Origin of the sequence: Hahella sp. KA22 (assembly GCF_004135205.1) — a bacterium.
GTDB lineage: Bacteria > Pseudomonadota > Gammaproteobacteria > Pseudomonadales > Oleiphilaceae > Hahella.
In genome coordinates, this window is the sequence record NZ_CP035490.1 from 1903894 (window position 1) to 1924355 (window position 20462).

22 protein-coding genes are annotated in these 20462 nt (G+C 56.2%); 11 read left to right on the forward strand and 11 right to left on the reverse strand.

Annotation, left to right across the window (positions count from 1 at the left end):
• Positions 1-96: 96 nt before the first annotated feature.
• Genes pspC through pspA form a run of 3 tightly spaced genes read right to left on the reverse strand, consistent with a single transcriptional unit; the run spans position 97 to position 1437 of the window.
• On the reverse strand, positions 97-486 hold the full coding sequence (gene pspC / locus EUZ85_RS08490; protein WP_127968884.1) for an envelope stress response membrane protein PspC: 390 nt from the start codon (positions 484-486) through the stop codon (positions 97-99).
• A 10-nt stretch (positions 487-496) separates the two neighbouring features.
• Positions 497-760 (reverse strand): envelope stress response membrane protein PspB, encoded by a 264-nt coding sequence (gene pspB, locus EUZ85_RS08495; protein ID WP_127968885.1) that lies wholly within the window; start codon positions 758-760, stop codon positions 497-499.
• The gene (pspA, locus tag EUZ85_RS08500; RefSeq protein WP_127968886.1) at positions 760-1437 is read right to left on the reverse strand and encodes a phage shock protein PspA; all 678 of its coding nucleotides are present in this window, start codon (positions 1435-1437) and stop codon (positions 760-762) included. The genes pspB and pspA overlap by 1 nt, the downstream gene beginning before the upstream one ends.
• Positions 1438-1665: 228 nt before the next feature.
• Between pspA and pspF the strand changes: the two genes are divergently transcribed.
• Entirely contained in the window at positions 1666-2712 is a 1047-nt protein-coding gene (pspF, locus tag EUZ85_RS08505; RefSeq protein ID WP_127968887.1) for a phage shock protein operon transcriptional activator, read from the forward strand.
• Here the strand turns inward: pspF and EUZ85_RS08510 are convergent.
• The 5 genes from EUZ85_RS08510 to EUZ85_RS08530 all read right to left on the reverse strand — a co-directional run bounded on the left by EUZ85_RS08510 (position 2685) and on the right by EUZ85_RS08530 (position 5724).
• Positions 2685-3464: an ABC transporter substrate-binding protein gene (locus EUZ85_RS08510; protein WP_127968888.1), complete on the reverse strand. Its 780-nt coding sequence runs from the start codon at positions 3462-3464 to the stop codon at positions 2685-2687. The genes pspF and EUZ85_RS08510 overlap by 28 nt on opposite strands.
• Before the next feature lie 89 nt (positions 3465-3553).
• Positions 3554-4048, reverse strand: coding sequence for a DUF2165 family protein (locus tag EUZ85_RS08515; RefSeq protein WP_127968889.1), 495 nt, complete (start codon positions 4046-4048; stop codon positions 3554-3556).
• 106 nt (positions 4049-4154) lie between these two features.
• A complete protein-coding gene (locus tag EUZ85_RS08520; RefSeq protein WP_127968890.1) occupies positions 4155-4865 on the reverse strand; it encodes a DNA alkylation repair protein in 711 nt (236 codons plus the stop codon).
• Positions 4866-4880: 15 nt separating this feature from the next.
• Positions 4881-5363 carry a GNAT family N-acetyltransferase gene (locus EUZ85_RS08525; RefSeq protein ID WP_127968891.1) on the reverse strand — a complete coding sequence of 161 codons (483 nt, stop codon included), beginning with the start codon at positions 5361-5363 and terminating at the stop codon, positions 4881-4883.
• 49 nt (positions 5364-5412) lie between these two features.
• Positions 5413-5724: a cupin gene (locus tag EUZ85_RS08530; RefSeq protein ID WP_127968892.1), complete on the reverse strand. Its 312-nt coding sequence runs from the start codon at positions 5722-5724 to the stop codon at positions 5413-5415.
• 188 nt (positions 5725-5912) lie between these two features.
• Between EUZ85_RS08530 and EUZ85_RS08535 the strand changes: the two genes are divergently transcribed.
• Positions 5913-6467, forward strand: coding sequence for a GNAT family N-acetyltransferase (locus tag EUZ85_RS08535; protein WP_127968893.1), 555 nt, complete (start codon positions 5913-5915; stop codon positions 6465-6467).
• Here EUZ85_RS08535 and EUZ85_RS08540 read toward each other — a convergent pair.
• Positions 6391-7038: a TetR/AcrR family transcriptional regulator gene (locus tag EUZ85_RS08540; RefSeq protein ID WP_164887206.1), complete on the reverse strand. Its 648-nt coding sequence runs from the start codon at positions 7036-7038 to the stop codon at positions 6391-6393. The two genes, EUZ85_RS08535 and EUZ85_RS08540, sit on opposite strands and share 77 nt — an antisense overlap.
• 218 nt (positions 7039-7256) lie before the next feature.
• Here EUZ85_RS08540 and EUZ85_RS08545 point away from each other — a divergent pair, with 218 nt between their 5' ends.
• Positions 7257-8375: an HlyD family secretion protein gene (locus tag EUZ85_RS08545; RefSeq protein ID WP_127968895.1), complete on the forward strand. Its 1119-nt coding sequence runs from the start codon at positions 7257-7259 to the stop codon at positions 8373-8375.
• A 66-nt stretch (positions 8376-8441) separates the two neighbouring features.
• Entirely contained in the window at positions 8442-9965 is a 1524-nt protein-coding gene (locus tag EUZ85_RS08550) for a DHA2 family efflux MFS transporter permease subunit (RefSeq protein ID WP_127968896.1), read from the forward strand.
• Positions 9966-9987: 22 nt separating this feature from the next.
• On the opposite strand, the gene EUZ85_RS08555 is transcribed toward EUZ85_RS08550, so the two are convergent.
• The gene (locus tag EUZ85_RS08555) at positions 9988-10296 is read right to left on the reverse strand and encodes a helix-turn-helix transcriptional regulator (protein ID WP_127968897.1); all 309 of its coding nucleotides are present in this window, start codon (positions 10294-10296) and stop codon (positions 9988-9990) included.
• Between the two features lie 132 nt (positions 10297-10428).
• Between EUZ85_RS08555 and EUZ85_RS08560 the strand changes: the two genes are divergently transcribed.
• From EUZ85_RS08560 to EUZ85_RS08585, 6 genes are all read left to right on the forward strand, one after another.
• Complete coding sequence (locus tag EUZ85_RS08560; RefSeq protein WP_127968898.1) at positions 10429-10632, forward strand: DUF2892 domain-containing protein; 204 nt, start codon at positions 10429-10431, stop codon at positions 10630-10632.
• Positions 10633-10641: 9 nt separating this feature from the next.
• Positions 10642-13275, forward strand: coding sequence for an RND family transporter (locus tag EUZ85_RS08565; protein ID WP_127968899.1), 2634 nt, complete (start codon positions 10642-10644; stop codon positions 13273-13275).
• Positions 13272-14084 carry an outer membrane lipoprotein-sorting protein gene (locus EUZ85_RS08570; RefSeq protein WP_127968900.1) on the forward strand — a complete coding sequence of 271 codons (813 nt, stop codon included), beginning with the start codon at positions 13272-13274 and terminating at the stop codon, positions 14082-14084. Before EUZ85_RS08565 ends, EUZ85_RS08570 begins: the two co-directional genes overlap by 4 nt.
• A gap of 18 nt (positions 14085-14102) precedes the next feature.
• Entirely contained in the window at positions 14103-15536 is a 1434-nt protein-coding gene (locus EUZ85_RS08575) for a DUF1302 family protein (protein ID WP_127968901.1), read from the forward strand.
• Positions 15537-15823: 287 nt separating this feature from the next.
• A complete protein-coding gene (locus EUZ85_RS08580; RefSeq protein ID WP_127968902.1) occupies positions 15824-18145 on the forward strand; it encodes a glycoside hydrolase in 2322 nt (773 codons plus the stop codon).
• A gap of 15 nt (positions 18146-18160) precedes the next feature.
• Positions 18161-18826, forward strand: coding sequence for an SIMPL domain-containing protein (locus tag EUZ85_RS08585; protein ID WP_127968903.1), 666 nt, complete (start codon positions 18161-18163; stop codon positions 18824-18826).
• A gap of 12 nt (positions 18827-18838) precedes the next feature.
• On the opposite strand, the gene EUZ85_RS08590 is transcribed toward EUZ85_RS08585, so the two are convergent.
• A complete protein-coding gene (locus tag EUZ85_RS08590) occupies positions 18839-19639 on the reverse strand; it encodes an ABC transporter substrate-binding protein (protein WP_127968904.1) in 801 nt (266 codons plus the stop codon).
• Between the two features lie 211 nt (positions 19640-19850).
• Between EUZ85_RS08590 and EUZ85_RS08595 the strand changes: the two genes are divergently transcribed.
• Complete coding sequence (locus EUZ85_RS08595; RefSeq protein WP_127968905.1) at positions 19851-20378, forward strand: dihydrofolate reductase family protein; 528 nt, start codon at positions 19851-19853, stop codon at positions 20376-20378.
• The last annotated feature ends 84 nt before the right edge of the window (positions 20379-20462 follow it).

A 20462-nucleotide genomic window follows, 5' to 3' on the forward strand; every position in this document is an offset into this window, starting at 1 on the left:
CCTATGAAAACGGGGCGCTCAATGCGCCCCGTTGATGTTTTACGGGCTTCATGAGTCCATCCTCTTGCCCATATCCCCCGCATTTCCGCCGCCGCGTTAAAGGTTCTTGAGCTCTTTGTTAACGTTAAAGCGGTTGGACGTCACATAACGCTCCATGGACTGCAGGCGCATTTCCAGCGCGCGCATGCGCTCTTTGAGTTGTCGGGCGCGATCCGAGGCGCTTTCACCGTAATCAAATAAAGGGCGGCCATGGCTCGGCGTATGGCTGTTACGCGGCCGTTTTGCCAGCAGGACTACCCCTGCGATGTAAAGCAGAACGCCGAGGCTGCCGCTAAAAATGAAGACCGACAGCATGATGATGCGCGCCAGCCATACCGGTTGTCCGTAACTCTCCGCCAGGCCGGCGCAGACGCCGGCGATCCAGCCAGCGTCAGGGTCGCGATACAGGTTGCGGTTGTAGCCGTTTTGCTTGTTGGCTTCGCTCATGGTGGACTCCTTAATGGTGCTGCGGACGATCATGACGGTTGTCGTAGGTGCGCCAGCCGCCATGATCCGCATCTAAAATCGTTTCCAGCGCGTTGATGCGCTGCTCCAGGCGCACCGCCGTTTTTAACGCGCTTTCCAGCAAGTCGCGCTCATCCTCGGACAGGCTGCGGCGGATCTTGCTTTTTGTGCGGTAATGCAGGATCAGCCAGATCGGGGCGACGAGACTGAGAAAGATCACCGTCGGCACGAAAAAGAAAACCATAATGGACGACATTAGTTTTTACTCCCGTTATCGGCATCCATGCGCGCCTTCAATTCGGCAAGCGCCAGCTCAACCTTATCGTTGCGCTCCAGCTCGGAAAACTCATCCATCAGAGAGCCGGTGCGGCCGAGATCATAGGATTCCACCTGGGCTTCCAGGTCATCCATTTTGCGCTCGTAGGCCTCAAATTTGTTGAAGGCCTCCTCCAGTTTATCCCGATTGCTGGAGCGACGGATATCCATGCGGGAGCGGGCGGTTTGCTCGCGCACCACCAGGGATTTCTGCTTGGCTTTAGCGTCGTCCAGTTTCTGCTGCAGTTGGGCGATTTCTTCGTGCAGCACTTCGAGTTGTTCCTCGATGGCTTTCAACTCTTTGCCGGCGATCTGCAGGTTTTCTTCGATGGCGCTTTTTTCCGCCAGGGCGGCGCGGGCGAGGTCTTCGCGGTTTTTACTCAGGGCCAGGCGGGCTTTGCCTTCCCAGTTTTCGGATTCCTGACGCAGGTAATCCATGCGCCGTTCCAATTCTTTACGGTCCGCTATGACCCGGGCGGAGGTGGTGCGCACTTCGATCAGCGTTTCCTCCATTTCCTGAATCATCATGCGAATCATTTTGGCGGGATCTTCCGCGCGATCGAGCAGAGCGGTCAGGTTTGCATTAATGATGTCGCCGAAACGAGAGAAAATACCCATAAATCAATCTCCTTTGCTGTGTCGCCTGCGTACTCTCTATAAGCGCGCTATGGCTTTTGAAGTAGGTTGTAACGTTGCCATGACCTTAGCGAGTCCTGTGCCAGTTTTTGTAACCATATGAAAATATTGGATTTGTTTGATTTTGTGGCGATGTTTCTGCATTCACAGGTTGTCTTAAGTAGTCTTTAAGGCTTATTTTTAGCTTAATTGGCTAATAAATGGTTTTTTATGGATGGTCGACGACAAACACTGATTGGCGGTTCGGAAGAGCTGCATCGCGTGCTGCAGCAGGTATCTCAGGTGGCTCCGCTGAACCGGCCTGTGCTGGTGATCGGTGAGCGCGGAACGGGGAAGGAATTGATTGCGGAGCGTCTGCATTACCTCTCTTCCCGTTGGGAGCAGCCTTATCTGCAAGTGAACTGCGCCGCCATGAGCGAGTCGTTGTTGGAGTCTGAATTGTTCGGTCATGAAGCGGGCGCCTTCACGGGGGCTACGCGGGGCCGGGCGGGGTTGTTTGAAAGGGCGGATGGCGGCACGCTGTTTTTGGACGAATTGGCGACCGCCTCCATGCAGGTGCAGGAAAAGCTGTTGCGGGTGATTGAATATGGCCGTTTTGAACGCCTCGGCGGCAACAAGACGCTGCATGTGGATGTCAGAGTCATCGCCGCCACTAATGCGGACTTGCCCTCTATGGCGCAGGACGGGCGCTTCCGCGGCGACCTGCTGGATCGTCTCGCCTTCGATGTTATCAGCCTGCCCCCGCTACGTTTTCGCAAAGACGATATTCGTGAGCTGGCTGAGCACTTCGCGCTGAAAATGAGTATTGAGCTGGGATATGAGTGGTTTGCGGGTTTCGCTCCCGAAGCCATGGCTCAATTGATGAATTACCACTGGCCGGGCAATGTCCGCGAGCTGAAAAACGTTGTCGAACGCAGCGTCTATCGACATGGCGCCCAGGAACAAATGCTGAGGGAAGTGGTTATCGATCCTTTTGAGAGCCCTTGGCGACCCTCAGCCTGTGCGTCTATCGAAGAAGTTGCACCGCCCACTGAGCCAATAATAGCCGTGCAGGCTGGGCGGGAAACAGCAGGAGAGGCTGAGAACCTGGATATGCGCAGTCGCGTGGCGCAGTTCGAGCAGCGTCTGATTTCCGAAGCGCTCGCCGCCAATCAGTTTCACCAGAAGCGGGCCGCCGACGCGCTGGGGCTGACCTATCATCAGCTGCGCGCCGCATTACGCAAGTATCCTCAGTTGCTGGGCGACGAAGCGCCTTGAGCCGCGTTGAACAGTTTCGGGTCGTCGCCGAAGTACTTCTTTCGCAGCTTGTCGAATATGCCTGACGTTTTTAGCTGCTCAAGCGCATCGTTCCATTCCTGTACTTTGACGTTAGGGGATAACTTGCTGGCGGCTATCCATAGGGGCAGCGTCTGCAGTGTTTGCCCATATTGCAGGCTCTGCGAATATTCGCCTTGCTTCCAGCCCAATATAGCTTCAGGTTTGGCGGTGTAGATGGCTTTGACCTGATCTTCGGCCAAAGCCTCATATAACTGCTTGCCGGTAAGCGCGATGTAAGGCACGTCCTCGGTTTTGAGCATTTCTTCCTGTGGCGTGCCGATGATGACGCCGATTCCCCGCATTTCGCGAGCGGTATGAAAGTCGTTGATGGGTGGACGCCCTTCCTTGGTGATGAACATCACCGGTACATCGAACACTTTGCAGATCCAGGTGTACTTGGGCTCTCTTTCCTGAGTGCGGCTGAGTGGAAAGATAACGGCGTTGGGCGTTTTAATGGCCATATACTGGGCCCGGTTCCATGGCAGGAAGTTGGCGCTTACCTTCAGCTTCATGGTCTTGTTCATTTCTCCCACCACTTCCATCAGAAAGCCGGGAGATTGCACGGACTTACTGGTGTAAATGGGCTCATCCTCAAGGTAGAAGACAACTTCATGGTCCGCCGCCGCGGGGAAACTCAATAGTAAAAGCAGGAACAGCGTCTGAAAACGCGGGCGTTGCGTAGGTGGTGGCATGCTTGGGTCCCAAAAGTGTGTGTTCAGCGCTCGCCTAAACCCTGCTCAAGGTATAGCAAAGAAAGGGGAGCGCTGCAAAATCCGCAGACTCAAGACTGTGTATTTGTGTCCGGCATATTGAGATAGATCATAGTGACGCCAAGAATAACCGTGAAGCGAAAGGCGCCTTGTTGTCCATTCCAGATCTTGGACTGCCACATCAAAAACCATTCCCCGCCGACAGCGATAAAGCCGGTGAACCAGAGGATCACGCCCAGGGTCAGGCCCACAATGGCCAGTCCTTTGGCTTGATTGAAGCGTTCCGTGTCTTTCGCGCTTCTGAGCAGACGGTAGCCGCCCATCCAGCACAGAATCGCAACCAAAGATTCTGTCGCGATGATCAGAGCGTATGCGCCGTGGTGAATCATGGGAGAAGTCAGCGCGCGCCACATGCCCTGATTATCCGGGAAGGTGGTGTCCATGCTTAACACATGGGAGACAAAGGCGAAATTGGAGCCGTAGTCCGTCAGGTTGTTGAAAGCCACCAGGGTGGCGAATAACGCGGCGGCCCACACTAGGGCGATTTTGGAATATCGTGTGTACATACTGTTCCTTAGTAGTTACTTCTGGTCGCAACTTGCGGCGTCCGGACATATCGCGCCGGGCTTCGCGGAGCTGCCTGGTTAGCCCAGAGGGCTTAACGTCAGAGGGTTAGCGCAACCCCTGGAGATATTGCTTTCTCTCCTCCGTTGGGAATTTCTCAATGGCGTAGCGCAACATGGTGCGAGGCATATTGCGGTAATGTTTGAGCAGGAATGTTTCCTCCAATGTTTTATCCCTGTTCCCCACTTCCCGCAGCATCCAGCCAACGGCTTTCTGGATCAGGTCCTCGCTGTCCTGTAGCAGAATTTCTGCGAGCTGCAGAATGTCTGTGAAATCATGGCGGGTGATGTAGTGGTAAGTGGCCAGCACGGCGATGCGCCGTTCCCACAAATCGGGTGACGCCGCCAGTGTATAGAGCTGACTGCGATCTTTATCTTCAAGATATGGTCCGACGATAAAGCGCGCGGAGCCGTCCACCAGATCCCAATTGTTGATAAGGCGTGTGTTGGCCAGATAGGCCTCGTATACCGCCTGCTTTTGCTCTGGGCCCCCTTTCTGAAACAGCGTCACCAGCAATAATAAGGCGAGCATGCGTTCTTCATGATAGGAGGACTGCAGGGTCCGCAAGGTTTCCGACAAACTAACGCCGCGAAACTCGGACGCCAGCTTGCGCAAGGTGGGCATCCTGATGCCCAGAAACTGGTCGCCAGCGCCATATTCTCCCGGCCCGGTTTTGAAAAAGCGCAGGGAGTGCGCGGCAATTGTCTCATTGCCGAGACTTTGCAGACGGGCGTGGATTGCGGCGGCGGCGAGTTGCATGGGCGTCGTCTCTGGTTAACCTTTGGCGAAGTCTGTCAAAGCGTCGCCGGTCAGACGGTAGATCACCCATTCGTCCATAGGCTTGGCGCCGATGGATTTGTAAAAGTTGATGGCGGGCTCATTCCAGTCCAGGACGCTCCACTCAAAGCGGCCGCATCCTCTGGCGACGGCGATTTTGGCGATGTGACGGAGCAGCGCCTTGCCTGCGCCGCATCCCCGGCATTCAGGAGATATGTACAGGTCTTCCAGATAGATGCCGTGTTTGCCCAGCCAGGTGGAATAGTTAAAGAAGTAAACCGCATAGCCCACGGGCTTGCCATCTACTGAGCAAATCAGGGCGTGGGTGGTGGAGTCGGGACCAAACAGGGAGCGTTGAATCTCTGCCGCATTGGTTTTTACTTCGTGCTCCGCTTTCTCATAGATCGCCAGCTCCGTGATGAATTGCAGAATGAGCGCGGCGTCGTCCGCGGTGGCGGTCCTGATGCTGATATCCGTCATGTATTCCTCTTGCTGTATGTGGTTTTATCCGTGGGAAAAGGAGGGCGGCTTATACGGAGCCCTCTTTTTCTATGACCAGAATTCTGGCGGCTCCGATGGGATGTGCGACATGTTCGGTTCCGACTGTGGCGTAGAATATGTCGCCGCATTGCAGTGTGGCGATTTTAACCTTTCCCTGGTCCTTGTAATGCATATCCACTATTCCGTCCAATACGGCGAAAACTTCTTCGCCATCATTAACATGCCACTTGTACGGCTGATCCGTCCAGTGCAGGCGGCAGGTGACGCCGCTCATATTGGCGATGTCGAGCGCGCCCCAGGCGCGGTCCGCAGTGAACGCTTTGCTACGGATGACTTTCATGGCGTATCGGGTCCTGTGTATGCTTGAGCGCGCACAGTATATGAGAGAAACAGGCCGGGAGAGAACCGGCTTCGCCTTCTCTGCGCATGGCGCCGCTCAGAAGCAGCGCGTCAGGCAAGATAAGCTGAAAAGAAAAACTGGAAAGAAAAACTGGAAAGAAAGCAGGAAAAAATCAGTAAGGACATTTCATGGATTGCAGATTACTGACTTGGGACGACCTGGACGCCTTGTTTGAATTCGAGCTGACTAACCGGACCTGGTTTGAAGCCCATATTGAACCTCGTCCCGACGGTTTCTACACCCGTCGGGGCGTAGAAGGACATATCGAAGATTATCTCCGGGCATGGGCGCAGGGGCGTCAGCTTCCATTTTTACTGTGGGGCGATGAAGCGTCAGGCTCTGCAAATCAGATTGTAGTGGGGCGCGCCAATTTGCGGGGAATTAGCCATGACAGTGGCGACGCCTGGATAGGCTACCGCGTGGCGGAGAACTATTGCGGGCGCGGCCTGGCCACCGGTGCGGTAAGGCATCTGATGGACGAAGCCTATAACCGGCTGGGACTGCGTCGTCTGCTCGCCGCTGTCTCCGTCGCCAACCCCTCATCGAGCCGGGTATTGGAAAAGTGCGGCTTCCGTCAGGCTGGCCTGATTCCTGAAGCGGCGACTCTCAAGAATCGGACGCTGGACTGTTACGAGTATCAGCACTGCCGTGACTGGCGGACATCCCGGCGACCCCTTGCATGAACTGTTTGACGACGCTGTCCAGGTGCGCGTTGATCTCTTCCTGGGGCAGCGCGACGCCGAGCAGGGCGCGCCAGAACAGATCTCCCCGCAGTAACGCCATGAAGTGACGGCCGGCGCGAACGGGGTCTGTCTGAGGGATTTCCCCTTTCTGCATGCGCTTTTCCAGGAAATGAGCGACGGCGCTTTCCCCGACGGCGGGCCCGGATCTGTAAAAGGCTTCCCCCAGTTCCGGGTCCGCCTGAATCTCCGCCAGGATCATGCGGATGGCCGCCAGATTATGCGGACAGAGCAGGAAGGTGAGAAAGCGCTCTGCGACGATGCGCAGGGCGGGCTCCAGACGGCGCTCATCCATCTGCAGGTCGCTCAACTCTTGAATGAATCTGGCGCTGGCGCTGGACACCACGGCCTGAAATAACACCGTTTTGCTCTTGAAGTGATTGTACAGCGTCGCCTTGGATACGCCGGCTTCTTTCGCCACCCGGTCCATGGAGGCGCGGGCGTATCCGCTTTGATGAAAAACATTCTTGGCGGCTTCAAGTATCTGTTCGGTGCGTTGTGGGTTTAGTGCCATGGTGGTCGTTAAATTGCCTTTGTGCTTATCCGTCAAATCAGAGTAGAATGCAAAAACTGAACTGTACGGTTCAGTTTTATAAATTGCAATCGACATAATTTTAACCCGGCGGCGGCTGAAAATCAGAAGTTGGGGCCAAAGTCCGACTCTTTACTCAGAAATCCCGCCCGCGGGCCCGTCTTTATCCTGAACCTGTATAGCGAACTTGGGACTGCGCCATGTCAAAGAAAATGATCCGTTTGATGCTGTTTTTCAGCCTGGCCGGCATTGCTGGTTGCGGCTATTACCTGTGGCATGCCGGCAAGGTCTCAACCGACGATGCGTTTGTCGAGCGCGACGTTATCTTCCTGACGCCCCGGGTTTCCGGCACGTTAGTGGAGGTGTTGGTGAGCGATAACCAGAAAGTGTCGGCGGGAGACCTGCTCGCCCGCATCGATCCCAAACCCTACGAAGCTGAATTGCAAAGCGCATCCGCCCGCGTCGCCATGCAGCAGGCGTCGATGGTGAAGGCGCAGGCGGATCTGGACGCTTTTATGGCGCGTTTGGATGCGCGTAAACAGGATGCTTTGGCCCAAGTGGACGTCGCCAAAGCTGAGAAACAGCATCATGAAAGCAATCTGGCGCGTCTGGATGCGCAAATTGCGCAGGCGCAGCGAGATGTGGATCGCTATGAGCGCCTGGCCGGGCGCAAGCAGGTCTCCGAGCAGGCGCTGGAAGATGCAAAAACCAATCTGGCCACCCTGCGTGCGGAACGGGAGACTGTAAAAGCCTCCATCGACGTTGCCTCCAGCAAGGTGGCGGCTGCCCATTCCCAACAGAAAACCGTCGCTTCCGATGAGCGCAATATAGCGGTTCTGAAAGCGGCTATCGGCCAGAGTGAGGCGGCGCTCAAACAGGCGCAGGCGGATGAAGAGCGCGCCGGTCTGGCTTTGCAATGGACGGAAATCCGCGCGTCCTCCAATGGCTGGATCAGCCGAGTGGATAAGCATCCTGGCAGTTTTGTCAGTCCGCAGACCAACTTCGCCATTGAAGTTACCGGCGAGGCCTGGGTGAAAGCCAACTTCAAAGAGACTCAGATCGGCGATGTGAAAGTGGGCGATAAAGTCAGCGTTGAAGTCGACGCTTATCCTGGCGTCACCTTCAGCGCTCGCGTTGAGTCTTTCCAGCCCGGCACGGGTTCCCGTTTCAGTCTGCTGCCGCCTGAAAACGCCTCTGGCAACTATGTGAAAGTGGTGCAGCGGGTGCCGGTGAAAATCATTTTTGATGAAGTCCCCGACGGGGTGCAGTTGTGGCCGGGCATGTCGGTTATTCCCACCGTCTATGTCAGCGGCTCCTGATGCCCGTAAAGACAGGAGCAAGCGCCATGCGCCGCCAATCGGAATCGCCAAGCGTCTGGGGTATCCATGCAGAAAACCGTTAATCCCTGGCTGATTGCGCCGCTGGTGGCGCTCGCCGCTTTTATGGAGGTGCTGGACATCTCCATCGCCAACGTCTCGCTGCAGCATATTGCCGGCAGCCTGGGGGCGGGACCGGAAGAGACCACCTGGATACTGACGTCCTACCTCGTCACCAATGCTATCGCGTTGCCCATCGCCGGCTGGCTGTCCGATTATTTTGGGCGTACGCGTTTTTTTATCGGCAGCATAATCGGTTTTACGCTGGCGTCTTTGGCCTGCGGTATGGCTCCGGGGCTGGAAATGCTGATTATCTTTCGCGCGGTGCAAGGTCTGGCCGGCGGCGCGTTGCAGCCGGTGTCGCAAGCGATACTGGCGGACAGTTTTCCTTTGGAAAAGCGTGGCATGGCGTTCGCCATGTACGGCATTGCGGTGGTGGCGGCGCCGGCGATTGGTCCTACGCTGGGCGGTTGGATTACGGATGAGTTCAGTTGGCGCTGGATCTTTTTGATCAACGTGCCTGTTGGCATCGTCTTGATCATGCTGGTTAAACGCTTTCTGCCGGACGAGCCCGCCAACCATGACGGCTCCAAGGTGGATTATTTTGGCTTTGCTCTGATCGCCATCGGCCTGGGCTGTCTGCAATGGATGCTCGACACCGGGCAGCGCGAAGACTGGTTCGATTCGCCGCAGATCGTGGCCCTGGCGGTGATTGTGGTGGTGGCGCTGTTGACCTATATCGTGCGTTCTTTCGACCAGAAGAACCCTATCGTCGACCTGACGTTGTACCGTTACCCCAACTTTGCGATGGCCAATGTCATCATGTTTATGATGGGCTTTGTGCTGTTCGGCTCCACTGCGTTGTTGCCGCTGCTGATGCAGACGCTGATGGGGTATTCGGCTTTCGATGCTGGTCTGGTGCTGTCGCCGGGCGGGTTCGCGATCATGTTTATGATGCCCATCGTGGGGCGCCTGGTTGGCGCTGTGGATTCCCGTATTCTGCTGACGCTGGGACTGACCGTCAGCAGTCTGGCGCTCTGGAATCTGGGGGACCTGACGTTGTCGGTGAACCGGGATCAACTGGCGTTGGCCAGGGTGTGGCAGACGCTGGGACTGGCGTTCCTGTTCATTCCTACGACATCCAGCGCTTATGTAGGGTTGCCTACCTCGGCGAATAATCAGGCGGCGGCCATGCTGTCGTTCATGCGTAATCTGGGCGGCGGCGTCGGCATCGCCTTGTTGATGACGTTTCTGGATCGTGTTGCGACGGTGAATCGCGGTCATCTGGTGGCCAACACCAGCCCGGTCAGCGAGGTTTGGAGCCAGCATTATATGCAGTTGCAGCAGATCACTGGCGACGCCACTCGCGCGTTGATGATGGCCAATCAGCAGGTGGCCGAGCAGGCCCGGTTTATCGCATTCATGGACAGCTTCAAGATGCTGGCGATCCTGTTTGCGCTGCTGATTCCTCTGGTATGGAAGCTGAAGCCATTACCCCGCAGCGGCGTTGGCGCGCCTCAAGGCGCTCACTAACGCATCGACATCGCAGGCGCCGCTATTGGGCGGCGCTGTCGCAGTACAGCTTTTTCAGCAGCGCAATCATCTGTTTGACTTCATTGCCCTTAAGGCGATAAGTCACGCTCTGCTGATATTTCTCCGTCTCCACCAGATCCGCCTGACGCAGCACGCTTAAATGCTGGGACATGGCGGACAGGCTCAGCTCCGCCGCCTCCGCCATTTCCGTCACCGTACGCTCGCCGTCGCACAGCAGGCAGAGAATGAACAATCGATTGCGATTGTCCATGGACTTGATTAACGACAAAGCCTTTTCAAAACCTTCGGGGTCAAATTCGTTATCCAGCATAATTTGAAGTCACACATCTAATGAATTGACTAATATTTTAGAATAATCTAAATTAGAAAAAAATCATTTAGATTATTCTAAATAAGTGATCAGCAGCTAAGCTTTCAGCCATCCGAACAGGAGTAGGTCGCTATGAACATTGATCGACTGGTCTTCGCATTCGCAGGTTTCATGGTTTCTCTCGGTTTGATTCTGGGTTACTGGGTGAGTCCCTATTGGTTCCTGCTTTCCGCCTTTGTCGGCCTGAATATGCTTCAGGCGGCGTTCACCGGCTTTTGTCCGTTAGCCATGGTGTTGAAAAAACTGGGGTTCCATCCCGGAAGCGCCTTTCACTGAGGCCCTGCTATGCTGACTTTATCAGAACATGCCTCCCGAAACCCCAAGTTTTGGTTCCGCCTGAGCGGGGCTCTTTGCCTGCTGCTGATTCTTCTGGCGGCGGCTCCAACACTGAGCCCCGCGACGTTTTCCTTCCTGAACCCTCTACACATTGATACCGACCCGGAAAACATGCTGCGGGAGGATGAGCCTGTCAGGGTGACTCACAACCACCTGAAACAGGAATTCAGCCTGTACGATGTTGTCGTGGTGGGGGTGATCAACCGCGAGCATCCCCAGGGCGTATTCAATGCGCGCTCACTGAAAAACGTGTACGACCTGGCGTCATTCGCGCAAGGTCTGCGCTGGGAGGAGAACGGACGCGAGCAAGGCGTGGTGGGCGTGGATCTGATGGCTCCGTCCACGGTGGATAATATTGAGCAGGCCGGACTGGGAACGGTGCGTTTCGAATGGTTGATGCCGTCGCCCCCGGCTAACGACGCCGCCGCTTTGCAGGTCGCAGAAAAAGCCATGCGTATCCCCATGCTGCGCGACACACTGGTGTCATCGGACCAGAAAGCGCTGGCGCTTTACGTTCCCATCACCTCAAAGGACATCAGTTACCAGATCGCGGAGAAGCTGCGCGCCAAGGTCGCTGAGTTCGACTCAAATGATGAGTACCACATTACCGGGCTGCCGGTGGCGCAGGATCAGTTTGGCGTGGAGATGTTCAAGCAGATGGCGATTTCCGCGCCGCTGGCGATGCTGTTGATTTTCCTGCTGATGTGGTGGTTTTTCCGCCATCTGCGTTTGGTGTTGGCGCCGCTGGCGGTGGCCATGATTTCCGTGATCCTGACCATGGGGTTGCTGGTGGTCACCGGCAACACCGTGCATATCATGAGTTCGATGATCCCTATTTTTATCATGCCTATCGCGGTGCTGGACGCGGTGCATATCCTGTCAGACTTCTTTGACCGCTATCCCCGCATTCGCGACCGCAACAAAACGATTCGCGAAGTGATGGAAGAACTGTCGGCGCCGATGCTGTACACCTCGATCACCACCTGTGCGGGCTTCGCATCATTGGCGTTCACGCCGATTCCTCCTGTGCAGGTGTTCGGCGTATTCGTTTCCATTGGAGTGGGACTGGCCTGGTTGTTGACGGTGACGCTGGTCCCCGCCTACATCATGCTGATGCCGGAAAACTCCCTGCAGGGATTTGGTATGAACACGGACAAAGACGGAGAGGAGCATACGGCGCTGGCGCGGTTTCTTCATGCGCTGGGACGCTTCACCTACCGCCGCGCCAAACTGGTGCTGGTAGCGACTTTGTTGGTGGCGGTTGGCGCAGGTTACGGCATTAGCAAAATTCAGATTAATGACAACCCGGTGAAATGGTTTGCGGAAAGTCATCCGATTCGCGTTGCGGATCAAGCGTTGAATGAGCGTTTTGCGGGAACTTATATGGCCTATCTGGCGTTGCAGCCGGCGGAGCCAGCCACGTTAGAGGACGCCCGCAGCCGGGTCGCCGCGTTATTGGACGAGACGGATACGGCCATTCAGGCGCCGGCTCGCGCCCTTATCGCCGCAGTGACTGCGCAAACCCGAGACGAATGGTTGCGTGAGCTGCAGGACGTCGTGGCGGACGCCCGCGAACAGGCGGACACCGATGCGTTATGGGACGCCTGGGATGCGCTGGGGCAAGGGCTGGACGCCGTGAGGCAAAGCGCTGAAACCTTCAAACAGCCTGAGACCCTGGCATATATCGAAACCCTGCAAAAGTACCTGCAGGGAACTGGTCTGGTGGGTAAGAGCAATGCGTTGCCGGACATTGTCAAAACTGTGCACAGAGAACTCATGCAGGGGGAAGCGGAGGCGTTTCGCATCCCCGCCAGCGCCGCTGCCGTGGGGCAGACGCTGATAACCTATCAGAGTAGTCACCGTCCTCAGGATTTGTGGCGCTTCGTGACGCCGGACTATCGCAATACCAATCTGTGGATACAACTGAAAAGCGGGGACAACAAGAATATGGCGGCGGTGGTCGCCGCGGTTGACCAATTTTTCGCGCAGCATCCGGGGCCGACGGCCCTTAAGCATGAATGGTTTGGGCTGACCTATATCAACGTGGTGTGGCAGGAAAAAATGGTGAGCGGGATGCTGGAGGCGTTTCTCGGCAGCTTCCTGATTGTGCTGGCGATGATGGCGTTTTTATTCCGTTCTCTGTGGTGGGGGCTGCTCAGCATGTTGCCGTTGACGGTCACGATTGGCGCGATCTACGGCGTCATCGGCTGGATTGGCAAAGATTACGATATGCCGGTGGCGGTGCTGTCGGCGTTGAGTCTGGGACTGGCGGTGGATTACGCCATTCACTTTCTGGCTCGCAGTCGCTTTCTGTATCGGCAGACCGGCTCCTGGCGGGAGACGGTGGACGCGGTGTTTGGCGAGCCGGCGCGTGCGATTACCCGCAATGTGATTGTTATTGGCGTGGGGTTTCTGCCGTTGTTGGCGGCGCCGTTGATTCCCTACCAGACTGTCGGGGTGTTTATTTCTTCCATTTTGCTGTTCGCAGGCGTGGCGACCTTGTTGATCCTGCCCGCACTGCTGACGGCGTTTGATCGCTTTCTGTTTAAAAATCTGCAATCAACAAGGGAGGCTGGGGCATGAGTCTTTCATTCAAATGGTGGGCGGCGATCTGGTTATTCGCCATGACGGGGATTTCGGCGACACAGGCGGGCGCTGCGGATCAGGCGCAGGTGGATGACATCGTACGCAAGGCCAGCCACGCGGCCTATTATCAGGGCGTGGACGGCAAGGCGCGGGTGGATATGCGTATCTTCGATGCGCAGAACCGGGAGCGTTCGCGGGAGTTCACCATCCTGCGGAAAGACATTGACGACGCCGGCGATGGCGACCAAAAGTTCTATGTGTACTTTCACAGTCCGGCTGATGTGAGTAAAAGCGCCTTTCTGGTCTGGAAACATGTGAAGGGCGATGACGACCGCTGGCTCTATCTGCCGGCGCTGGATCTGGTGAAACGCATTTCCGCCAGTGATGAGCGCACCAGCTTCATGGGCTCCCATTTTTTCTACGAAGATGTGTCCGGGCGCACCCCGGATGAAGACGATCATGTGTTGCTCGAAGAGACAGATAACTACTACGTGCTGAAAAGCACGCCAAAAAACGCCGGCAATGTGGAGTTCGCCTACTACAAAAACTGGGTTCACAAGACCTCCTTTATCCCAGTGAAAACCGAATTTTACGATGCATCGGATCGGGCTTATCGCACCTATCAGGCGACACGGGTGGAAATGGTGGACGGTTACCAGACGGTCACGGAATCCAAAATGAGCGACACCCGAATCGGCGGCTACACCCAGATGCGCTACAGCAAAGTCGATTACGACGTGGATATTCCAGAAGATATTTTCAGCGAACGTTATTTGCGTAGCGCACCGCGGCAGTATTTACGCTGAGGGAAGGCGGGAGCACTGATGAAAACACCGCTTCGCATCGTCGCCATCCTGCTTTTAAGCGCCCGCGCCTGGGGTGAAGAGCCCGCGTTGCCTATGGGGCTGGGAGCGGAGGAGCCACAACTGCCGACAGGGTTGGAAGAGCCTGCTAAAGCGTCCGCCAATGAGCCGGATCTACCTCTCGGCCTGGAACTGGCTGAGCCCGAGTCGAATGGTAAGGATCAGGGGACAGAGGCAGGGCTGACTGCGTTTCCATTGCAAATGTCCGGCTTTGCGGAAACCCGTCTCGGCGCCCGGTTGCAGGATGATCCGACGCAAAAACGGGCGTCTATTGGCGAAGCGCGCGCGCAATGGCAGGCTGAGGCGTTTCTGGAGTCGGTCACGTTTAAGAGCGTGGCGGATTTCCTGTACGACCCGGTATTGGACCATCATCGTATCGATCTTGAGCGCGGCGAAGGCTGGCTGGACTTGCGCGAAGCCAACTTTATGGTACGCCCGGTGGATGCGATGGATATCAAGCTGGGACGTCAGATTCTCACCTGGGGAACCGGCGATCTGTTGTTCATCAACGACCTCTTTCCCAAGGACTGGAACGCGCTGATGATTGGCCGTGACGAGGAGTACCTGAAAGCGCCTTCGGACGCCGCCAAGATATCCCTCTTCAGTGATGTAGTGAATCTGGACTGGGTGTACACGCCGCAATTCGATGCGGACCGATACATTGATGGCGAGCGGATTTCCTACTACAGCGCAGGCTCCGGTGAAGTGGTTGGACGCAATGAGCCCGTACGGGTGGAAGGGCGTCAAAACGCGTTGCAGGATGATGAACTGGCGTTGCGGGCGTATCGTCTGTTGGGGCCCTACGAACTGGCCGCCTATTATTATCGCGGCTTTTGGAAAAGTCCGGCGGGCGTTAATCCAGGCAGCGGCCTGTATACGTTTCCTGAGCTGCAGGTGTGGGGTGCGAGTGTGCGTGGTCCTGTCGCCGGCGGCGTAGCCAGTGCGGAGCTGGGCTATTATGACAGCCTGGAGGATGATCGCGGAGACGACCCCTGGGTGCGCAACAGTGAGTGGCGCGCTTTAATAGGTTATGAACGCGAGCTGCTGCCGGAGTTGACTGGCGCGGTGCAGTTCTACATTGAGTCCATGCAGGATTACGACGCCTTCAAGGCCTCGCAGCCGCCGAGCGCTTATATCAAGGACGAGCATCGTCAGGTAGTGACATTGCGTCTGACCAGGCTGCTGATGAACCAGAATCTGACCCTGTCGCTGTTCAACTTCTGGAGCCCCAATGAAGAAGACGGCTACCTGCGTCTGAAAGCGAACTACAAAGTGGACGATCACTGGCGGGTGGAGAGCGGGGCCAATGTCTTCTATGGAGAAAGAGAGGAAACTTTCTTTGGCCAACTCAAGGACAACAGCAATCTCTACGTGGCGTTGAGATATGGGTTTTAGTCGCTTCACCCTCATGAAGAAAATTTCATAACTTCGTCAGTCTTACGCGGCCAAGGGATTCAGGGTTATCGGCGGAACGGATGCGTCTTTATCATGCAGAAACCGGGAAACTTTTATTTTATAGTGGATCGAGCTTACACGTTTAAGTTTCCCGGGGCATGGCGGCTTCCATTATCAATGACTTACCTATAAGCCCGCGCCCAAATGCTCCCTGTAGCTCCTCAGCAGGAACTAACGTGACTTAAAGCGATACCTCGATCCAATTTCTATTCAAGTTATACGCAATTATGAAACGAATATCCGTATTGGCGGCGCTGTTATCCATGGCGCTGCAACCAAGCTGGGCGGCGTCGGTGAATACGCAGCCGGTGCAAGTAGCCGTTGGCGACGACCTGTATCTGATCGATCCCGTCACGCTGGCGGTGACGGTGCAGATGAATCAAACCCAGTCTACCGCTTCAGCGGCGGCGTTTGCTGCAGAAGACGTCAAAAATGTAGTGTTTGTGGAGGGGGATCAGCGCCATTGGCGTATTGCCCTGGCGGACAACGCGTTTGATGTGAAAGTCGCTGTTGATCATGGCGCTCTGACTTTCGCCATCAGCGCCGATAAGCCGAAGACGCATATTGACTGGCCGGTGTCGGCGGCGCGTCAGGTGTCCGCTTATGGCCTGCCGTTGGGCGAGGGCTTTTATATTCCGGCCGATGATGCGGCGTGGGCGGACTGGTTGCAGGAAAAGTACGACGAGTCCGCGCTGACTGAACTGCTGTCCATGCCGTTTTGGACGGAAGTGCGCACCGGCGCTGACGGAAAAGCAGGCTACTCTCTGACCTGGACATTGGAGAATCCCTTCAATACCGCCATGACTTTCGATCGGGATGAGGGCGCATTGCGTCTGGGCGTGAGCCATGAATTTTCGCCGCTGATGCCGGATCGGCCTTATCTGCTGCGTTTGCAGAAGGGCGCGGCTACGCCTGTCACTGGCGCCTTGGCTTATCGCGAGCTGCTGGAGCGTCAGGGGTTGCTGACGCTGGATGATAAGCTCGCGCAAAACCCCAATGTGGCCAAGCTGGCGGGCGCGCCACATATCTATCTGTGGAGCAGCGGCCTGATCAAGCCCGAGGATATCAAGAGCTGGCGTCCCTTCGTGCGTGAATTCGCCGCCAAATATCAGACGCAGGGTCATCTCGCGCAAAAACTTTGGGCGCAATGTGATAAAGAAGCGCGCAAGATGTTTACCCAGGCCTTCAAGGAAGCGCAGGGCGATGCCGGGTTTGTCTCGAACTATTCTCGCGACGCCATCGTCAGGGCGGTGAATGGAGCGTTGATCAAAGCCATCGATGCGCCGGCGCAGCATCCCTTACCGGGCGGACATGATCCGGCGATGGAAGTGCTGCGGGGAGACGCGATGCGCACGGCCATGCAGCAGACGTTCGGCTCCATGATGACCAAGCCGGAGTCCTGGGGCGGCGGTTTCTCCACGGACACCATCGCCGCGCTGCGCAAGGCCGGGCTGACCAGCGCCTGGCTGGGAGCCAACGACTGGCTGGATACCTTATGGCATCCGCAATCGGTGAAAGCTGCGAAGGCGGCGGGCTATCTGGTGGGAGTCTATGACAGCTACGGCAGCATTCACGCGCCGGATGAGCCGCGCACCTGGCTGACCGCCCAGGTTGGCCGTGAAAACTGGGAAAAGGCGCCATATCGACGGGAAGACGGCAGTGTTGTCTCCGGTTTCTCCAGTGTGGGCGCCTACGCCAACCCAGTGGCGATTGAAAAGTATGCGGAGCAGCGTATGACAGCGGTGACGCGTGAGGCCAAGCTCAACAGTCTGTTCCTGGATGTGGACGCCACTGGCATGATCTACGAGGACTACACGGAAGGCCGCAAAACCAGCGAAGCTCAGGATGTGGCGGCGCGTACGCAACGATTGAATTTCCCACGGGAAGAACTGGCGCTGGTCACGGGGAGCGAAGGCGGCTCCGCGTTGTTTGCGAACGCCATTGAGTTCGCTCACGGTATGACCATCACACCGTTCAGTTGGACAGACCCGGATACCGGTAAAAACCGCCAGTCCACCTATTATCGTGGCAACTACTGGCCGCCCGAGGCGCCCTCGCTGTTCTTTGAAACCAAGCCGATCAAGCCGGCGCTGCGCAATATTTACTACAATCCCGCCTATCGCCTGCCGCTATATCAGCTGGCGTTGCATGACAGCGTCGTGGCGACCCTGCACTGGGAATACCCTTCGCTGAAGTTCAAAGAAACCCGCGTGGATGTGGGGCTGCTGCAGTTGTTGTACATGATTCCGCCGATGTACCATCTGAACGCGGCGAATCAGAAGCGCGACCTGCCTGTGATCGCCGCCTACGATAAAGTGTTCCGTCCCTGGCATGAAAAGCTTTACCGCACGCGCATGACGGGGTTTGAGTTCCTGTCTCAGGATCGTCTGCTGCAATCCACCCACTTTGCGGATGGCGTGACGATTACCGCGAATTTTTCCTCTCAGGAACGTAAAACGGGGCAGTCAGTCATACCGGCCCAAACTGTGGCGATTGTGTCGCCCGAGGGTGAGCGCAGCCTGATTCCGTTGCGGGACATGCTGCAATAACTGGAGAGCTTGAGCATGAGCGAAAAATATCCCGATAGAATCACCATGGAAACCGTGGAGAAGGTGAAAGTGTCGCCTGACGCGGCGACGCTGGCGCTCAAGGTATCGGGGGAATCATCGGTGTTCACCACCGAAGCGCTGAAGAAGTTGAAGGATGTCAAAAGCCTTATCGATGGCTTGAAGCGGCTGGGGGTGAATGAAAGCAAGCTATCCCTTGAAAATATTCGCGTGACCTCTAAATCCGGCATGTTCGCCGGCGCTTCCTCGGTGACGTTCACGCTCAAGCTGCAGTCACTGGCGATCGCCGATGTACCGCAAACTCTGGCGCTGGCGGCGACCACAAAAAACATCTCTTTGGAAGATATCCAGTGGGAGTATTCCTATCTGGAGACCAGGAAGCTGGAGATCATGAAGTCCGCCGCCAGGGAAAACAAGAAGCAGGCGTTGGAGCTGGCGGACGCTTTGGGCGTGCGCCTGATCGCCGTACACAGTCTCTATCCGAAATGGGACGAGCCTAACCGTCAGGCGATGGCGGGGCTGACGCGCAGCCGCAGTCTGATGAAAGCGCGAGGGCCCGGCGGAGGCGATGACAGTGAAGGCTTTGAACTGGCGATGAATCACTCGGATTATCTGGAGGTCGTCATCAAAGCGGAGTATCGGGTGTCGGAGTTCGCTGCGTAGTTAGCAGCGCTTTCAGGGTTGATAGCGGGCGATAATTTCCTGTAGATCGCCGGAATCTTTCAGATCCTGCAGCACGGCGTCGATATCGGCCAGTAAATGCTTGCGCTGCGGCGTCACGGCGAAGCGAAACCACACGGTGCTGACATCCTGCTCGGAGAGGACGAACTGATTGCCCAGACGCTTCTCTTTGATCAACCACAGGCCAACCAGCTCATTTATCACCGCGCCGTCGACCCGGTCCGGCGTCTTCAACAGATGCGAGAGCATGATGGTCTCGCTGTAATCTTCCTGACGCTTGATCAGGCCATCCTCAAAGTAAGGGTCCAGCAAAGGGTAGTGGTAACCGAAGCGCACCACCAGGGTCATGCCTACCAACTCATCGACTTTCTTGAATTGCAGGTTGCGATCGCGCAGGGAAAAAATCACGTCGCGATGGGGGATGACCGGCTTCGACCACAGAAACTTCGTTGGCGCGTCCGTCCATTCCCACGCCAGAGTCACCACATCCACATCGCCGGTTGCGAGCATGCTGTCAAGTCGCTTGCGGGGCAAGGCCATTAGCTTGAGCTGGTAATTGCGCCGGTTGGCCACGGTAGCCAGCACTTCATACATGATGCCTTGCGGCTGGTTATGTTCGTCATAGTAAGTGAACGGAGGAAAGCCGCCGCCATCGCTCATATTGAACCTGATCAGCCTGCTTTCCGGTGCGTTAGTCTGGGCGTCCTGCGCATGAACGGTCGGGGACACAAGAAACCATAGCGCGATGACGGCCAGCAATACGGCGCGGCGCCACGGATGATTAATAAAGTTCATTGTTCTATCATCGCCCCTTCGTCATGCGCTAAAAAACAGGCATTACTTGCCCAGAAAAACAGAGCGCTCTTGGGAGCTTATTATTTCCGGACTTAAGCATGTGACGTTGTCTTGCATTTAATTCTAGCTGTATTCCCGGAGAGCGTGTAATCGGCGCGGTTTTATTTGGCGACAACCGATAACCATTGAAAACTGTTAAGGTCTTTCGTGTATGGAAATAGTGTATTACGTAGCCGCCAGTCTTGACGGCTACATCGCCGATCTTCAAGGAAAGGTGGATTGGCTGGCGTCTGTGGCGGATGAAAATGAAGACTATGGCTACGAGACGTTTTACAACGGCGTCGATGCGTTGGTCATGGGCAGCAAGACATACCTCAAAGTGCTGGAGCTGGGCGCCTGGCCCTACCAGGGGAAACCGGTATGGGTGTTCTCCCGGCAGGAGGATTTAAAGCTCGCCCCGGGAGTGGAGCGTTGCGCTGGCGATCCTTCAACCTTATTGGCGCACTTCCGGGCGCTGGATTACAAACGAATCTGGCTGGTGGGCGGCGGTGAGCTGCTGGCCTCCTTCCAGGAAGAAGACCTGGTGGACGAGTACATTATTTCCTATGTGCCCGTTTTGCTGGGCCGGGGAATTCCGCTTTTTCCCCCTGTAGACGCCTGCGCGCGCCTGGACTTTCAGTTGGCGGAAACCTTCTCCAGCGGGCTGGTGCAGGTGCGTTATAAGCGCATATGCGATTGAAATTTATAATTAAATGACGGAAAGTCATGAGAAACGGCGCTTTATGCCCGTGCGTCGTCTCATCTCCAGACGCCCGGCCTATAC

Bases quoted from the DNA above. Each gene is read 5' to 3' on its own strand.
- pspC (WP_127968884.1), bottom strand. From the start codon at position 486: ATGAGCGAAGCCAACAAGCAAAACGGCTACAACCGCAACCTGTATCGC.
- pspB (WP_127968885.1), bottom strand. From the start codon at position 760: ATGTCGTCCATTATGGTTTTCTTTTTCGTGCCGACGGTGATCTTTCTC.
- pspA (WP_127968886.1), bottom strand. From the start codon at position 1,437: ATGGGTATTTTCTCTCGTTTCGGCGACATCATTAATGCAAACCTGACC.
- pspF (WP_127968887.1), top strand. From the start codon at position 1,666: ATGGATGGTCGACGACAAACACTGATTGGCGGTTCGGAAGAGCTGCAT.
- EUZ85_RS08510 (WP_127968888.1), bottom strand. From the start codon at position 3,464: ATGCCACCACCTACGCAACGCCCGCGTTTTCAGACGCTGTTCCTGCTT.
- EUZ85_RS08515 (WP_127968889.1), bottom strand. From the start codon at position 4,048: ATGTACACACGATATTCCAAAATCGCCCTAGTGTGGGCCGCCGCGTTA.
- EUZ85_RS08520 (WP_127968890.1), bottom strand. From the start codon at position 4,865: ATGCAACTCGCCGCCGCCGCAATCCACGCCCGTCTGCAAAGTCTCGGC.
- EUZ85_RS08525 (WP_127968891.1), bottom strand. From the start codon at position 5,363: ATGACGGATATCAGCATCAGGACCGCCACCGCGGACGACGCCGCGCTC.
- EUZ85_RS08530 (WP_127968892.1), bottom strand. From the start codon at position 5,724: ATGAAAGTCATCCGTAGCAAAGCGTTCACTGCGGACCGCGCCTGGGGC.
- EUZ85_RS08535 (WP_127968893.1), top strand. From the start codon at position 5,913: ATGGATTGCAGATTACTGACTTGGGACGACCTGGACGCCTTGTTTGAA.
- EUZ85_RS08540 (WP_164887206.1), bottom strand. From the start codon at position 7,038: ATGGCACTAAACCCACAACGCACCGAACAGATACTTGAAGCCGCCAAG.
- EUZ85_RS08545 (WP_127968895.1), top strand. From the start codon at position 7,257: ATGTCAAAGAAAATGATCCGTTTGATGCTGTTTTTCAGCCTGGCCGGC.
- EUZ85_RS08550 (WP_127968896.1), top strand. From the start codon at position 8,442: ATGCAGAAAACCGTTAATCCCTGGCTGATTGCGCCGCTGGTGGCGCTC.
- EUZ85_RS08555 (WP_127968897.1), bottom strand. From the start codon at position 10,296: ATGCTGGATAACGAATTTGACCCCGAAGGTTTTGAAAAGGCTTTGTCG.
- EUZ85_RS08560 (WP_127968898.1), top strand. From the start codon at position 10,429: ATGAACATTGATCGACTGGTCTTCGCATTCGCAGGTTTCATGGTTTCT.
- EUZ85_RS08565 (WP_127968899.1), top strand. From the start codon at position 10,642: ATGCTGACTTTATCAGAACATGCCTCCCGAAACCCCAAGTTTTGGTTC.
- EUZ85_RS08570 (WP_127968900.1), top strand. From the start codon at position 13,272: ATGAGTCTTTCATTCAAATGGTGGGCGGCGATCTGGTTATTCGCCATG.
- EUZ85_RS08575 (WP_127968901.1), top strand. From the start codon at position 14,103: ATGAAAACACCGCTTCGCATCGTCGCCATCCTGCTTTTAAGCGCCCGC.
- EUZ85_RS08580 (WP_127968902.1), top strand. From the start codon at position 15,824: ATGAAACGAATATCCGTATTGGCGGCGCTGTTATCCATGGCGCTGCAA.
- EUZ85_RS08585 (WP_127968903.1), top strand. From the start codon at position 18,161: ATGAGCGAAAAATATCCCGATAGAATCACCATGGAAACCGTGGAGAAG.
- EUZ85_RS08590 (WP_127968904.1), bottom strand. From the start codon at position 19,639: ATGAACTTTATTAATCATCCGTGGCGCCGCGCCGTATTGCTGGCCGTC.
- EUZ85_RS08595 (WP_127968905.1), top strand. From the start codon at position 19,851: ATGGAAATAGTGTATTACGTAGCCGCCAGTCTTGACGGCTACATCGCC.